This window comes from Streptococcus anginosus subsp. whileyi MAS624 (assembly GCF_000478925.1).
Lineage (GTDB): Bacteria > Bacillota > Bacilli > Lactobacillales > Streptococcaceae > Streptococcus > Streptococcus whileyi.
The window spans coordinates 648,373-662,445 of the sequence record NZ_AP013072.1 but is presented as its reverse complement, the minus strand read 5'-3'; the positions used below and the strand labels follow the sequence as shown (position 1 = coordinate 662,445).

The window sequence follows — 14,073 nt, the reverse complement described above, 5'->3', positions numbered from 1 at the left end:
AAAGATCGGGATAGACAGTCATGATTGCAACACAATCATAGGAATCTATCTCAATCTTTTTACATTTTTCTTAAACGATCAACCCGTTCAGAAATCGGTGGGTGGGTGTAAAATAATTTTTGCAAGCCACCTTCTTTTTTCGGATCGTTAATATAGAGAGCTGCACTAGCATCATCAACTTTATGATGCATAGGATCGCTATTTTCTAATTTCAAGAGAGCATTAATCATCCCTTGTGGATTGCGAGTTAATTCTACACTTGAAGCATCCGCTAAAAATTCACGCTGACGAAAAATGGCTAATTGAACCAACGTTGCTGCTAAAGGAGCTAATATAATCGCAACGAGCGATAAAATCAACATTAGAACGCCCAAACCATTATCATTATCTCGGCTATCACGTCTGCGACCACTTCCACCAAACCACATCATACGCCCTGCCAAGCTCGATAACATCGTTACCGCACTAGCAAGCGCTACTGCAATCGTTGAAATTCGAATATCATAATTACGAATGTGACTCACTTCGTGTCCAATAACAGCTTCCAATTCTTCACGATTCATCATATTCAACAGACCTGTTGTCGCTGCTACTGCCGCATTTTCAGGTTTTGAGCCTGTTGCAAAAGCATTGGGTGATGAGTCTTCAACAATATACACTCGTGGCATAGGAACTTGGGCTACCATCGCCATATCTTCTACCACATGATAAAGATCAGGAGCCTCAGCTTCCGTGACTTGTCGAGCACCATTCATGGACATGACAACCTCAGTAGACTGAAAAATCATGCTAAAAGCATAAATCCCTCCAATGATAAAGGCAATCAGCACTCCGCCAAGAATCGAATCGAACCACAAATAGCCAACTGCAGCACCAATAATCGCTAAGAGAGCAAAAAATGCAATCAAGAGAACCCACGTTCGTCTTTTATTACTAGCAATTTGATCAAAGAGCATATTAGTCACCTAAACCGCTAAAATCAACTTTTGGTACGGATTTTTCTTCCTCTGGAACAGCCAAGAAATCTGCTGGCTTAAAACTGAACATTCCAGCAATAATATTACTTGGAAATGTTTCTAACTTCACATTATAATTGCTTGTTACGCTATTATAAAGTTGACGAGAATACGAAATTTTATTTTCAGTATTAGTTAATTCTTCTTGCAATTTTAGAAAATTTGTACTTGCTTGCAATTCTGGGTAATTTTCTGCAACAGCAAAAATTCCTGAAATCTGACGCGTCAAGGCATCACTTGCTTTCATAGCTTCTGCTGGAGTTGTTGCAGCAGCTACCTGCCGACGCAGTTCTGTTACTTTTTCAAACGTTGATGCTTCATATTTGGCATACCCTTTGACCGTTTCAATCAAGTTTGGTAGCAAGTCATTTCGACGTTTCAATTGAACATCAATCTGACTCCATGCTTCTTTGGTTTGCATACGACTTTTGACAAGACCATTGTAACTAGCAATTACAAACAGCACTAGTACCACTACAATAGCTAAAATAATTATCCACATAGTCATTCTCCTTTAAATTTATTATAGACATTATACCAGAAAAATGAAAAGAATAAAAATTTAGACTTCTTCAAAAGAGAAATTTTACAGATTCTCTTCTGATTATCTGGTATAATAGAAGCAAGAAATACAAATAAGGACAAATGATGATACCCGAAGAATTTTATGAACTCTTAAAACAGCAGCAGATTGAACTTACAGACCAACAAAAAATGCAATTTGAACACTATTTTGAACTTCTCGTTGAATGGAATGAAAAAATCAATCTGACAGCTATTACTGACAAAAAAGAAGTCTATCTCAAGCATTTCTATGATTCCATTGCGCCAATTTTGCAGGGACGGATTAAAAACCAAAATATCAAACTATTGGATATTGGAGCAGGGGCAGGTTTTCCGAGTCTCCCTATGAAAATCCTTTATCCAGCACTAGATGTGACGATTATTGATTCTCTAAACAAGCGTATTCTGTTTTTAAATCACTTGGCTGACGAGTTAGGTTTGGAAAACGTTCATTTTTATCATGGTCGGGCAGAAGATTTTGCTCAAGATAAAGACTTCCGCGCCCAGTTTGATATTGTAACTGCACGCGCTGTTGCTCGTATGCAGATCTTAGCCGAGCTGACCATTCCCTTTCTTAAAGTTGGCGGGCGTCTTTTAGCGCTCAAAGCTAGCAATGCTCCTGAGGAATTAACAGAAGCAAAAACCGCGCTTAGCCTTCTTTTCAGCAAAGTCGAAAAAAACATTCATTACCAACTCCCCAATGGCGACCCGCGGTATATCACGGTTGTTGGCAAGAAAAAAGAAACTCCCAATAAATACCCACGCAAAGCAGGAATTCCTAATAAACGGCCGTTATAAAAAGAAAAACCAACCATTTTAATTGGTTGGTTTCGTTTTTATCTGCCAACTTTTCGGCTGCGATGTTGGTAATGCTTGTAAAGCGCGGCATAGCGTCCGTGGTATTCTTTCAGCCAAGGCTTATCTCGACCGCAAAAGTGAAGAAAAACGGTGTTCTCAATCACCCAATCCAAGTCCCACTCTCCTTTACTCCGAGCATAATATAGCACATTGTAGCGTGCATCATAGTTATACAATTCATCTGGAATCTGAATTGTCAAATGTCCATACAAAGCATTCAGCACATCTTGATCCGGTAAAAAGAGTTTAAAACTGTTTTGAGCAATGTAATCTAAAATAGCTTCACGCTTCACTTCTTTCCGAATGCTGGTCAAATTCATAAGTAAAACTCCTGAATTATAGTAACTTTCTGCCTCAAAATTCTGTAAACGCATCTTATTGACTAAATCTGTCATATTGGCATCTGATCCATGACTAGCCGCAGCGTATAAGGCATTCCCCATCTCTAGTTTGTAAAGAGGACAAATATCATTCAGACATAAAATATCTGCGTCTAGGTAAAGAATTCTGTCTAAGTTTTTAGGAAGGTATTCATGTGCCAGCAAGCGATAGTAGATTGTTTCTGGATACCGATCAGTGCTGGGGGCGTCCTCAAATGCTTTTTCCCCAATCACGACTGGTTCATAGATGATCCCTAGTGCCTCACAAAATTCCTCAATCTCCACATTCCTTTTTAACAATTTTTTTTGCAAAACAAACAAATGCAGCAAAGCTGACGGTGAATTTAGGTAAACGGAATACAAGGTTGTTTTAAATTGCTCGACATAGCGATCATCGATTGAAAACAAAAGGTTTATTTCTGTCATATTCTCCCCATTCTATCTCATCTATTCTTCTCGAAAAACAGGCTGCACTCCAAACGTTTGTGAAACAGGCATGATTTCAATCCGGTTAATATTAACATGAGGAGGCTGTCCAACAATCCAAGCAACAGTATTGGCAATATCAACTGGCTGAATAGCATGAGCTCCCTCATACAATTTTCCAGCTCGTTGATCGTCCCCTTTAAATCGAACAGTTGAAAATTCTGTTCCCTCACAAAGACCGGGTTCAATGTTAGTAACACGAATATGGTGCCCTGCCAAATCAGCACGTAAATTCAAAGAAAATTGCTTCACGAAAGCTTTACTAGCTCCATAGACGTTGGCACCTGGATAAGGAACCGTTCCAGCAGTCGAACCTAGATTGATAATTAATCCGCTATCTCGCTCTACCATTTGCGGTAGGATCTGACGTGTTAGATAAACCAAACCAATAATATTGGTCTGAATCATCGTTAGCCAATCGTGCATATCTGCCTCATAGGACTTGTCTAAGCCCAATGCCAGACCTGCATTGTTGATCAAAATATCAATCGTTCGCCAATCCTCCGGCAAACTTTCTAAAGTCTGATCCACACTTTTTGTATCCGACACATCCATTTGAAGCGGATAAAAATTTTCAAAACCCAACTCCTCTTGAAGTTGTGTCAGCTTTTCCAATCTTCTCGCTGCTCCAATCACTCGGTGACCTTCTGCCACCAAGCGACGACAAATAGCTTCACCAAAACCAGCTGAAGCTCCTGTTACCAATGCAATCATTTTCTTCCTCCTATGTACATTTCAATTTTCGTTTATAGCCAAGGATTGTAAAAGCGACCGTGATTAACAAAAAAGAGTAAAAAACTGAGTAGTAAAAATAAAATAGCCAGCAAAATCACTTCAATATCCAATCTCTGAAAAGCCTGATAAGTGTACCAAGTCCGCTTCTTATTTTTACCAAAACGGCGCAATTCCATGGCTGTTGCAATCGTATCAATCCGCTCCAGTGAGCTAAAAATCAATGGAATAATGATTCGCAGGTTCCCTTTGATGCGCTGGCTTAATTTTGCTTTTTTGGACAATTCCAGGCCACGTGCCTCTTGCGACATTCTGATCAGGTAAAATTCCTCCTGCAGGTCAGGAATATAGCGCAGCGTCAAACTGACAGAATAGGCAATTTTATAAGGAATTCCGATTTGATTCATACTGGACGCAAACTGACTAGGGTGAGTGGTCATTAGAAAAATAACTGCCAAAGGAATTGTACAGAGATATTTCAAGAACAGATTAAACAAATAAAAGATTTCCTGCGCAGTTACGGTATAACTGCCTAATCCGCTGAACCAGACCGTCTGTTGGCCATAAATCTCCACTCCGTACTGAGGAGCAAACAGATAAACCATGATAAGATTCAAAGCGGCAAAAATACCTGCAAAAGCCAAAACAAACGATACATCTTTAAAATGAGTGTTCGAAACTCTAAAAAGAAAGAGTGAGCCAATCGCAATGACCAACAGCAAGCGAGTATCGTAACTAATCATCGCTGCAGTTGATACCAAAATGAAAAACAGTAACTTACTCGCTCCGGATAGGCGATGCAAAAAGGTCGTTCCCGCATGGTAACCAATAAGTTTTTGCTGATTAAGCATGGCTTTCCTCCCTTTCTTGCATATAAAATTCTGTTAAAGCGAGTGGATCAACGTTTAATTTCTCAGCCAAGGAAAAGATAGACGTTTCCTTGAGGTTCGCTGCATGAATCAAAGTCTTATCTGTCAAAACTTCAGCCGGTGATTTGTCCGCCAGAATCTTACCATCCAACATCACAACCGCTCGGTCAGAATAATCCAACATCAGCTGCATATCATGCGTAATCATGATAATCGTATGCCCTTTTTGGTTCAACTCATCTAAGAAATTCATGATTTCTGTATAATTGCGTTGATCTTGGCCAGCCGTTGGCTCATCTAAAAGGATAATCTCTGGATTTAACACTAAAATCGAAGCAATGGTCACCCGCTTCTTTTGCCCAAAAGACAGAGCAGAAATGGGCCAATGCCGAAATTCATATAAACCACAGGTTTTCAGCACAGCCAATACACGCTCTTTTATCTCATCTTCTGCAATCCCACGCAACTTCAAGCCCAAGGCAACCTCATCAAAAATCATAGTCGTGGAAATCATTTGATTTGGATTTTGCAAAACGTAACCAATCCGTTCTGCCCGCTCCTTAATGGAGTCGCCTTTGATGTCTCTTCCCTGCCAAGTATAGCTTCCTTCTGTTGCGATAAACTGGCAGAGCGCTTTGGCTAACGTGGATTTTCCAGCACCGTTTTTCCCGACAATAGCAATTTTTTCGCCTTTAGAGATTGTAAAATCAATATCTTGTAAAACCTTTTTCTCACCGTAAGCAAAGTGGACATTTTTCAACTCCAGCAAATCATCCTGTACTTGTGGTTTTTGAATAGAAAATTTTTCACCCGAAAACTGAACAGTAGAGACATCTATCTGTGCTAAATTTGCCAACTGTGCAGAATTTTCCAGCTGAAAACCAAGCTGACACAAGGTGGTCAGATAAAGCGGCTCTCGAATTCCATTCTCGGCTAATAACTGCGTATGCAGCAGATTATCAGGACTGCCGTTAAAGAGAATTTGTCCGTCATTGATGAGGAGAATCCGATCAATAGACCGATACAGCACATCTTCCAGACGGTGCTCGATAACAATCGTTGTCGTTCCTGCTTCCGCATGGATCTGATCGATCAGCTCAATCGTATCCTGTCCCGACTTCGGATCTAAATTTGCCAAAGGCTCATCAAAGAGCAAAATCGGACTTTCGTCAATCAGCACCCCAGCCAAACTGACCCGCTGCTTCTGCCCACCAGATAAGTCTTGGGGACGCTGGTGTAACAGCGATAACAAATCCAATTTCTCTGCCCACAAATGAACCTTTTCTCTCATCGTTGGCAAATTAACCATGTCATTTTCCAAAGCAAAAGCCAGATCTTCCGCGACACTCAGCCCGATAAATTGACCGTCTGTATCTTGCAAGACGGTACTGACAAGGTTGGACAGGTCATAAATACTGCTGCCAAACGCAGACTTCCCTTGAATCCACAGTTTCCCAGTCATTTCTCCATGATAAATAGTTGGAATAATGCCATTTAAGCATTGTCCAAGAGTGGACTTTCCCGAACCAGAAGGGCCGACTATCAAGACCTTTTCGCCCTCATAAATCGTCAAATCAACATTTTTCAAGGTTGGTTCTGTCTGTGCTTGATACTGAAAACTAAAGTTTTCAAATTGAATAATTGGTTTTTTCATAGCATGTTCTCTATAAAGCAAGGGCAATTTGCATTGCCAAGTTAGCCACTTTGTCTTTTTCATCTAGGTCTGCATGATTGGCTAAATTGCGCATATCCCAGGCTTCTTCTGACAAGTGATCCGCCGCATAAAAGAAATGGCAAACGGAAATCTCACGAAAAGCTGCCAAAGCTGCAACTGCTGAACATTCCATGTCTACACAAACAGCACCCATTTCTTTTCGCTTACGGAGTTTCGCAGCCGTTTCCCGATAAATGCCGTCTGTCGTCCAAACTTTTCCAACTGTATGAGAAATTCCCTTGTCAGTCAAAAATGATGTTAAAAAATCGTGCAGGCCAACATTCACCTCTATCTCATCAGAAGCTGGCAGATAATGGTAACTAGTTCCTTCATCACGAATAGCCGCATGAGGAACAATGATAGACGTTTCCCTAATCGTTTCATCTAAAACGCCACATGTTCCAAAAAGAACCAGCTTCTTCATTCCAAAGACAATCAAATCTTCCAAAATAGCGATACAGGCAGCCGCCCCGACCGGTGAATTGAACACGGCGATTGCCTTACCTTTTATAATAACCTTGTAAATGGGAATTTCAATATTTGCCATGGAAGTGGAGGTCAATAGCTCATGCTGAAAATCAGCCAGCATGCGCTTAAAGGTCTCACGGGCAAAGCAAGACACCACTGTTTCTGGAAAATTCGGTAGCGCCTCCACCAAATCTTCTGGATTGATAATCGCCTGACGATTTTCATCAAATTCCTCTAAAATCATCCACTTCTCCTCGTGTACTTACTCATTCTATTGTAGCACAAAAGAAAATAAGATGAAAATCAATTTTGAAGTCCGCGAACACTGTCGCAAAATTAAACCTTGAACGTGAAAAAATCTGACCAAACAAGAAGCGTTCAGCTTCTTGCCGACCCTACACGGTTACTGAGAAAGTGCGGCAATGGTTAAAATAGTCGACCCGGTCGACGGAGCAAACCCAAGCTCGTTTCTTCTGTCCGACCCTCAGACGATATGAACCAAAATCAGTTTGCTCCGTCTGAACCTCGGATGACATGAACCAAAATCAATTTGCTCCGTCTGAACCTCGGATGACATGAAGCAATACCAGTTTGCTCTGTCCGACCCTCAGACGATATGAACCAAAATCAGTTTGCTTCGTCCGAGCCTCGGATGACATGCACCAAAACCAGTTTGCTCCGTCTGAACCTCGGATGACATGAACTAAAACTCACTTACTCTGTCTGACCCTCGGACAGCTTACCCAGACAATATTTTTCTCATTAAGTGCTTTCTTAAACCTAAAAAGCAAATGAAAAGCTCAATCATAGGGCATTTTGCGATTATAAAGCAAGGCAGGGACAATATGCTCCCTGCCTCTGTATCCTAATAATGAACTGTTTCTCTCCTAAAGGAGTTCCGTCCTCTTTTATTCAGAATCTTCCATTTCCATATCAATCTTATCTCGTCGGTGTTGATTGTATTTATTTAAAAACCAATTGAACACACCCAGCACTAACAGATAGGTTATAAAACTTCCAAATAGAAATAGGATAAAATCACTCGTCGGACGATTTTTATAATGCAATTCACCAAAATGGTAATGATAATACCCACTGAGAATTGTCAGCAAGAATGATTGGAATAATGTCGTCAAAATTCCCAAGCTCTTTTCAACAATTCTTTCTCTCCACAATACAAAGTAACAAATACTCCCAGCAATCAAAACCGCTGCTAATTCATCAACATAACCTTCTATTGGAGAATTCAGAAAGAAAAATTTGATACTGATTGCAATTATCAAAAATACAAGTAAAAATCGAAACGCATAGGCTTCAGCCTTGTATGTCCCTTGCCGAATACGCTCGTCCTTTTCGCCACCAAAATAATCCTTTATTTTGCTCATGATACATCTCCTTTCAGGATTCATCTTCTAAGTCCGCTAAATATTTCTCAAATCGCACCTTCTGCCATTTTCCAACAACTTCTAGTATCAGATTGAACACTATCATAATCGGAAGGTAAATCAGAAACGTAATCGGAATCACAACTAAAAACTTGGCATGCAATGGATTATTCTGATAAATAGCATGATTGACTTGAAAATTCTGCACCAAAATCACAACCGTTACCAAAGCCGTCATTGCCATAACACCCCAAATAGTGAAGGTAAAACTATTGAAATAATTGGCTCCTAGCCGCCGGCAGCGCTCCAAAAAGTATAGGAATGCAATGAGACTTGAGAACAGGAATAGTTGCGTATAGACCTTCCCCGAATGGATAAAAATACTTCCAATATAAAAGATAAGATTACTAGTCATCAGAAAACTAAAAGCTTCCATTCCTGCTTTATTGGTCAGTTGCTCTTCTCGCTCATCTAAAATCTGACGTTTAATGAAGTTCATGATTACTCCTCCCAAAATAATTGATCTAATGTTTTATCCAATCGTTTACAAATTGCAATACAGAGACCGAGACTAGGATTGTATTTCCCCGCTTCAATCAAACCAATCGTTTGTCGCGTGACACCAATCGCATCTGCCAAATCTCCCTGGGTCAAATCATGCTCGACCCGAGCTATTTTTAGTTTAAGATTTTTTGCCATTCTCTTTATCCTCTGAGTCAGAACCATTTTTCTTTGTAACGTGCAGAGTGAAATCATGGGTTAAGCAACTAAAACTGAGACCCCTGAAAATAAAAATCTCTTGCTTTTTGAATGATTTTCATGATCCACTCTCTTTCTTCACTACTATTATACACTATATTATATAAAATGCAATATATAAATTACATTTTGTGTGATATTTTATTGAAATTAAAAATAAAAAAGCTGGAACAAACTGAACTGCACCCCAAAAGTTAGACAAGAAAACTCTAACTTTTAGGGTGTTATTTTTATGAAATTAAGTTATGAAGACAAGGTTCAAATCTATTACTTGCGAAAAAGCGGCGCAACTCTCAAGTCATTATCAAAACAGTTTAACTTCAATCAGTCAGGGATCGAATATCTGATTCGGCTGATTGATAGGCATGGAGTAGGCATTGTCAAGAGAGGTAAGAAGACTTATTATTCTCCTGAACTAAAGCAAAAAATCCTTCATCAAGTTCTTCTTGAAGGGCGTTCTCAATTGTCAGTCTCTCTCGATTTTGCCCTTCCTAACAGGGGGACTCTCCCAAATTGGCTGGCACAATATAAGAAAAACGGCTATACTATTGTTGAGAAACAAAGAGGGAGACCACCAAAGATGGGACGTAAGAAAAAGAAAACTTGGGAAGAAATGACGGAACTAGAGCGACTTCAAGAAGAGAACGAGCGTCTTAGAACGGAGAATGCCTATCTAAAAAAGTTGAGGGAGTTACGCTTAAGGGACAAAACCTTACAGCACGAAAAGCAGAGACAATTAGAGAGATGGTCAAGGGAGGATTCCGATTAAGTTTCCTACTAGCCATAGCTAAACTCTCTCGTGCAACTTACTATTACCAGCTAAAACAGCTGGACAAACCAGACAAGAATCAAGAGTTAAAAGCTGAAATTCAATTGATTTATGATGAGCACAAGGGAAACTATGGTTATCGTCGGATTCATCTTGAACTGAAAAATCGTGGCTTTCACGTTAATCATAAGAAAGTTCAGCGATTGATGCAAGTGATGGGACTACAAGCTCGAATTCGTCGTCAACGGAAGTATTCTTCTTACAAGGGGGAGATTGGTAAGAAAGCTGAGAATCTCATTCAGCGTCAATTTCAAGCTTCTAAGCCTTATGAGAAGTGCTATACAGATGTAACCGAATTTGCCTTACCAAACGTCAATGGAAAGCTCTACCTGTCTCCTATTTTAGATGGGTATAATAGTGAAATCATTGCCTTTACCTTGTCACGTTCACCTGACTTGAACCAGGTCAGAACAATGTTAGCCAAGGCTTTTCCTGCTGAAACCTACAAGGGAACCATTCTCCACAGTGACCAAGGCTGGCAGTATCAGCACCAGTCTTATCATCAATTCTTAGAAGCGAAAGGAATTGTCCCATCTATGTCTCGCAAGGGCAATAGTCCAGACAATGGGATGATGGAGTCCTTCTTTGGCATCCTCAAATCGGAGATGTTCTACGGTTATGAGAAGAGTTATCAATCGCTTGAGGAGCTGGAGAAAGCTATTGCAACTTATATTGTTTATTACAACAATAAACGGAGCAAAACTAAACTAAAAGGACTTAGTCCTGTGCAGTACAGAACTAAGTCCTTTCACTAATATTTTTTGTCTAACTTTTTGGGGGCAGTACAAACATCTCCAGCTTCAAAGCATACTGTGAATAAACCAACAACGCAGTGGTGAGAATAGGAAGAAACATTTTCACACCTTCGCTCCGTCTCACTCCCGCTTCCTGTCACTAATCTTTTTTCAAACTTCCTGATTTGGTTTGCGTGCGGGCATAAGCCAGCAAAAGCACTGTCCCTGCAATAGCAACGGTCAAACCGTTAGAAATCGTTGCAACAACACCTTGGACAAACACCTTGTTTACAGGCTCATTGTAAATCAAAATATCACCTAGCGGCGCGATGACAATCCATACCACAGCATTGGCCAACAGTTGAATCACATTGAACGATACAATATCTTTTGCTTCAAAAATTCCTTGCGTAACACGGATTCTTTTCTGAAACAGCCCAATAATCAAACCAAACAAACCGCTGGCAATCACCCATGACCACCAAGGATTTCCATATTGCAAAGAGTCCTTTAAGGCATGCCCGATGAAGCCCGTTAAAAATCCAACAACCGGACCAAAAATCACGCTAAACAAGGCCTGCAAAGCATACTGCAATTGAATGCTGGTATTTGGCACAGGAGTTGGAATGCTAATCATTCCAATAACGACGAAGAGGGCTGCTCCAATACCCGTTGCGACAACACTTCTTATTGAATTATTTTTCATAATAATCTCCTTTATTATTTATTTTTCAATCCGCTTGATTTCAATACTCCATTGCGCTCCGACTCCTACATTATAGGCCTTCGCAAAAGACCCCTGATTGATCGCCAGACCAACACGATAAAGAGAATTGATATACAAAATCGGCTGACCAATCCGTACATCCGCAAAAGATTTCCCATAAGTCACCTGGTTCTGATAGACCAGCATATCGTTATTATAAATCGTGACCTCAAACCGATTACCAAATTCAGGACTAAGAGTATAAAATTCCTCACGTGTAATAGACGTCCATAGCGAACCAAAACGAACATCTAAAATATCAATAGCCCCACTAACAAAATCATTCCCAATTGTCGTTTCCACAACAGGAATTTCTACAATTTCATCTATACTCAATTCTGGGCCCACTTCTTCAAAAGTAATGTGTCCGCTTGCTAACTTCGCACCAGTATAAGCATAAACATCACGACCATGAAACGTGTAAGAATGTTCCGTATTCTTTCGTCGATTTTCCACTTCCGAAATCTCACGAATTGCAACAATTCCCACATGTTTCTTGATAAAAGAAAGTGTCCCATTATTTGGCGTGACTATGTACTGATTTTGCACAGTTTTGGCAACCACGCTTTTACGCTTCGAACCAACGCCTGGATCCACAACAGAGACAAACGTTGTCCCTTCTGGCCAATAATTCACCGTTTGAAACAAACGATAACTTCCCTCAAAAATATTATAAGGTGTAATATCATGGGTCAAATGATGTATTTTTAACGTTGGAGATTCCTCTAAGGCCACGCCGACCATTGCCGATACAGCCCCATCTACCAAACCAAAATCTGACTGTAATACCAGTAAGTTATTCTGCATTTTCTCTCCTTTATTACACTTATATCATAACATAAATTAAATTTCTTATCTATATCTATTTTTGACCACATCAATAAATCTATCTATATTTCCCTTGACACCAGTTACAGCTTCTGAGATTGTAAGCAAGCTTGATTTGCTCCAATACCCACTACCTGCTCTATCTAAAAGTCGTTCAATGCAAGTGGAATTAGATTCAACGTTCTGTTTTATGGGCATGTATTCCAATGATTGCTGTCTCACCTACATACATATTGTGCCGCAAGAGCATTTGCAATTGATACTTTAACTGTTGTCCCCGAATACCTCAAATCCACCTCAATTATAGGCCACATTTTCATTAAAGATTGTAGGGAATATCAATACTCCTCTGAAATGATAGGTTTTTAAATTTCTAATTGGTAAATAAACAGAAAACTATCATAACAGCAACAGATTCAATTTATACTTTTTATTGATATACTAATGAATTCGTTTCAAAAATGGCAACAAATACTTGGCACTACGGTAAAGAAAGACTTATTTTCAGAAATTCTTGTTGTCATAGCATTACCATTGAAAAATAATAGTTTTGGCTAAAATGTACTACGTTAACATTGTAACCTTTCGATAATTGTCATCTCATTTGGAATCCAACTATTATGCAAGTGGATATTGCAAGTAATGAGGTTTGGCGGTAATAATGTAAATGAGTCATTTAAAAATCGTCTACATTCTTCTCACTTGAATATCACCCACAAATGAACTAATTATTTTAGCTGACACTACGGAGGTAAACCTAGAATTGTCTAACAACCAATTGAGTGGCCATTTTTATTTTCTGTGAAAGTTCTTTTAGCCACCTCAAGATGATATATATCAGTTCATTTCTCAGAAAATCACTTCTAACTAAATATGAGATTGATGTCTTTTATAGGACTCTTGGTTAGAGCTGAAATAACGAAAAGAGGTTTATAATGTTTCACTATCAAAGCACCATCATTTATTGTTTACTCGTTCTATGGGGGTTAACAGAACTTTTTATTAAAAACAAGACCAGCAAAAACACCTCAAATCATTCTAAGGATCAGGGGACAAGATACATTATTATTGCCAGTGTTGTGTTATCCATAGCCATGCTGAATAATCCTATTAAACCTTACCTACTTCCTGAATGGGGGATTTACCTAGGTATTTTTCTGATGATTTTCGGTATTATTTTTAGATTATATGCTATTCATTATCTTGGCAAAGCATTTACACTAAATGTTCAGACCACTGATACTCAAAAATTAATTAGCAGTGGACCCTATAGTCTCGTTCGCAACCCTGCTTATACTGGAAGCATTCTTTCCATTTTAGGCTTATCTTTTGTAACATTAAATATCTTAAGTATTCTCATTACTCTTATTATTTTGAGCATTGCCTACGCTATCCGTATTCGAACAGAAGAAAGGGTTCTCAATCAGCATTTTGGAGAAACCTATAAGGACTACTGCCAAAAGGTTAGATATCGTCTTTTCCCATTTATTTGGTAAATAATAATTCAGACTTTTAAAACAAAGAAAGGCTCCATAATATCTCTAGTAAGGTAACCCTACTTCGGAGATACTATAGAGCTTTTTGTATATGATTTTAATAGAAAAACACGACTAAGTTCTTCATTGGAAGAGCAATGAATTCCAATTTAAGACAGATTTAATCCATCTTCCAACTTTCACTAGAAA

15 protein-coding genes are annotated in these 14,073 nt (G+C 39.2%); 3 read left to right on the top strand and 12 right to left on the bottom strand.

The genetic code is table 11. The annotated features are described in order from the left end of the window. Positions 1 to 59: 59 nt before the first annotated feature. Together htpX and ANG_RS03390 are read right to left on the bottom strand one after the other, a co-directional pair. Positions 60 to 956, bottom strand: a complete 897-nt coding sequence (gene htpX, locus ANG_RS03395; RefSeq protein WP_003038595.1) for a zinc metalloprotease HtpX — start codon at positions 954 to 956, stop codon at positions 60 to 62. A gap of 1 nt (position 957) precedes the next feature. Next, the gene (locus ANG_RS03390; protein ID WP_009569223.1) at positions 958 to 1,518 is read right to left on the bottom strand and encodes a LemA family protein; all 561 of its coding nucleotides are present in this window, start codon (positions 1,516 to 1,518) and stop codon (positions 958 to 960) included. 146 nt (positions 1,519 to 1,664) lie between these two features. On the opposite strand from ANG_RS03390, the gene rsmG reads away from it, so the two are divergent. After that, positions 1,665 to 2,378 (top strand): 16S rRNA (guanine(527)-N(7))-methyltransferase RsmG, encoded by a 714-nt coding sequence (gene rsmG, locus ANG_RS03385; protein ID WP_003038629.1) that lies wholly within the window; start codon positions 1,665 to 1,667, stop codon positions 2,376 to 2,378. Between the two features lie 38 nt (positions 2,379 to 2,416). On the opposite strand, the gene ANG_RS03380 is transcribed toward rsmG, so the two are convergent. The 8 genes from ANG_RS03380 to ANG_RS03345 form a co-directional block, all read right to left on the bottom strand. Next, positions 2,417 to 3,244 (bottom strand): glycosyltransferase family 8 protein, encoded by an 828-nt coding sequence (locus ANG_RS03380; protein WP_003038591.1) that lies wholly within the window; start codon positions 3,242 to 3,244, stop codon positions 2,417 to 2,419. Positions 3,245 to 3,265: 21 nt separating this feature from the next. After that, the gene (locus ANG_RS03375) at positions 3,266 to 4,018 is read right to left on the bottom strand and encodes an SDR family oxidoreductase (protein WP_003038578.1); all 753 of its coding nucleotides are present in this window, start codon (positions 4,016 to 4,018) and stop codon (positions 3,266 to 3,268) included. 32 nt (positions 4,019 to 4,050) lie between these two features. Further along, positions 4,051 to 4,887 carry an energy-coupling factor transporter transmembrane component T family protein gene (locus ANG_RS03370; RefSeq protein WP_003038611.1) on the bottom strand — a complete coding sequence of 279 codons (837 nt, stop codon included), beginning with the start codon at positions 4,885 to 4,887 and terminating at the stop codon, positions 4,051 to 4,053. Then, positions 4,880 to 6,559 (bottom strand): ABC transporter ATP-binding protein, encoded by a 1,680-nt coding sequence (locus ANG_RS03365; RefSeq protein WP_003038604.1) that lies wholly within the window; start codon positions 6,557 to 6,559, stop codon positions 4,880 to 4,882. The genes ANG_RS03370 and ANG_RS03365 overlap by 8 nt, the downstream gene beginning before the upstream one ends. A 10-nt stretch (positions 6,560 to 6,569) precedes the next feature. Further along, the gene (locus ANG_RS03360; protein ID WP_003038576.1) at positions 6,570 to 7,331 is read right to left on the bottom strand and encodes a nucleoside phosphorylase; all 762 of its coding nucleotides are present in this window, start codon (positions 7,329 to 7,331) and stop codon (positions 6,570 to 6,572) included. 664 nt (positions 7,332 to 7,995) lie between these two features. After that, positions 7,996 to 8,472 carry a DUF6773 family protein gene (locus ANG_RS03355; RefSeq protein ID WP_003038531.1) on the bottom strand — a complete coding sequence of 159 codons (477 nt, stop codon included), beginning with the start codon at positions 8,470 to 8,472 and terminating at the stop codon, positions 7,996 to 7,998. A 13-nt stretch (positions 8,473 to 8,485) separates the two neighbouring features. After that, positions 8,486 to 8,971, bottom strand: a complete 486-nt coding sequence (locus ANG_RS03350; RefSeq protein WP_020999780.1) for a DUF6773 family protein — start codon at positions 8,969 to 8,971, stop codon at positions 8,486 to 8,488. A gap of 2 nt (positions 8,972 to 8,973) precedes the next feature. After that, entirely contained in the window at positions 8,974 to 9,171 is a 198-nt protein-coding gene (locus ANG_RS03345) for a helix-turn-helix transcriptional regulator (protein WP_003032159.1), read from the bottom strand. A 292-nt stretch (positions 9,172 to 9,463) separates the two neighbouring features. On the opposite strand from ANG_RS03345, the gene ANG_RS10870 reads away from it, so the two are divergent. Further along, positions 9,464 to 10,815 (top strand): IS3 family transposase gene (locus ANG_RS10870; protein ID WP_148290573.1). Its coding sequence is split into 2 segments (ribosomal slippage): positions 9,464 to 9,926 and positions 9,926 to 10,815, totalling 1,353 coding nucleotides; the frame shifts between segments, so codons are not numbered across the junction. A gap of 139 nt (positions 10,816 to 10,954) precedes the next feature. Here ANG_RS10870 and ANG_RS03330 read toward each other — a convergent pair. Both ANG_RS03330 and ANG_RS03325 read right to left on the bottom strand, forming a co-directional pair. Further along, positions 10,955 to 11,500, bottom strand: coding sequence for an ECF-type riboflavin transporter substrate-binding protein (locus ANG_RS03330; RefSeq protein WP_003032164.1), 546 nt, complete (start codon positions 11,498 to 11,500; stop codon positions 10,955 to 10,957). Between the two features lie 18 nt (positions 11,501 to 11,518). Then, positions 11,519 to 12,367 carry an SAM hydrolase/SAM-dependent halogenase family protein gene (locus tag ANG_RS03325; RefSeq protein ID WP_003038830.1) on the bottom strand — a complete coding sequence of 283 codons (849 nt, stop codon included), beginning with the start codon at positions 12,365 to 12,367 and terminating at the stop codon, positions 11,519 to 11,521. Between the two features lie 956 nt (positions 12,368 to 13,323). Between ANG_RS03325 and ANG_RS03320 the strand changes: the two genes are divergently transcribed. After that, a complete protein-coding gene (locus ANG_RS03320) occupies positions 13,324 to 13,884 on the top strand; it encodes a methyltransferase family protein (protein ID WP_003038836.1) in 561 nt (186 codons plus the stop codon). The last annotated feature ends 189 nt before the right edge of the window (positions 13,885 to 14,073 follow it).

Coding starts and splice junctions, on each gene's coding strand:
- ANG_RS03320 (WP_003038836.1), top strand. CDS start 13,324: ATGTTTCACTATCAAAGCACCATCATTTATTGTTTACTCGTTCTATGG.
- ANG_RS03350 (WP_020999780.1), bottom strand. CDS start 8,971: ATGAACTTCATTAAACGTCAGATTTTAGATGAGCGAGAAGAGCAACTG.
- ANG_RS03375 (WP_003038578.1), bottom strand. CDS start 4,018: ATGATTGCATTGGTAACAGGAGCTTCAGCTGGTTTTGGTGAAGCTATT.
- htpX (WP_003038595.1), bottom strand. CDS start 956: ATGCTCTTTGATCAAATTGCTAGTAATAAAAGACGAACGTGGGTTCTC.
- ANG_RS03325 (WP_003038830.1), bottom strand. CDS start 12,367: ATGCAGAATAACTTACTGGTATTACAGTCAGATTTTGGTTTGGTAGAT.
- ANG_RS03370 (WP_003038611.1), bottom strand. CDS start 4,887: ATGCTTAATCAGCAAAAACTTATTGGTTACCATGCGGGAACGACCTTT.
- ANG_RS03330 (WP_003032164.1), bottom strand. CDS start 11,500: ATGAAAAATAATTCAATAAGAAGTGTTGTCGCAACGGGTATTGGAGCA.
- ANG_RS03345 (WP_003032159.1), bottom strand. CDS start 9,171: ATGGCAAAAAATCTTAAACTAAAAATAGCTCGGGTCGAGCATGATTTG.
- ANG_RS03390 (WP_009569223.1), bottom strand. CDS start 1,518: ATGTGGATAATTATTTTAGCTATTGTAGTGGTACTAGTGCTGTTTGTA.
- ANG_RS03355 (WP_003038531.1), bottom strand. CDS start 8,472: ATGAGCAAAATAAAGGATTATTTTGGTGGCGAAAAGGACGAGCGTATT.
- rsmG (WP_003038629.1), top strand. CDS start 1,665: ATGATACCCGAAGAATTTTATGAACTCTTAAAACAGCAGCAGATTGAA.
- ANG_RS03360 (WP_003038576.1), bottom strand. CDS start 7,331: ATGATTTTAGAGGAATTTGATGAAAATCGTCAGGCGATTATCAATCCA.
- ANG_RS03380 (WP_003038591.1), bottom strand. CDS start 3,244: ATGACAGAAATAAACCTTTTGTTTTCAATCGATGATCGCTATGTCGAG.
- ANG_RS03365 (WP_003038604.1), bottom strand. CDS start 6,559: ATGAAAAAACCAATTATTCAATTTGAAAACTTTAGTTTTCAGTATCAA.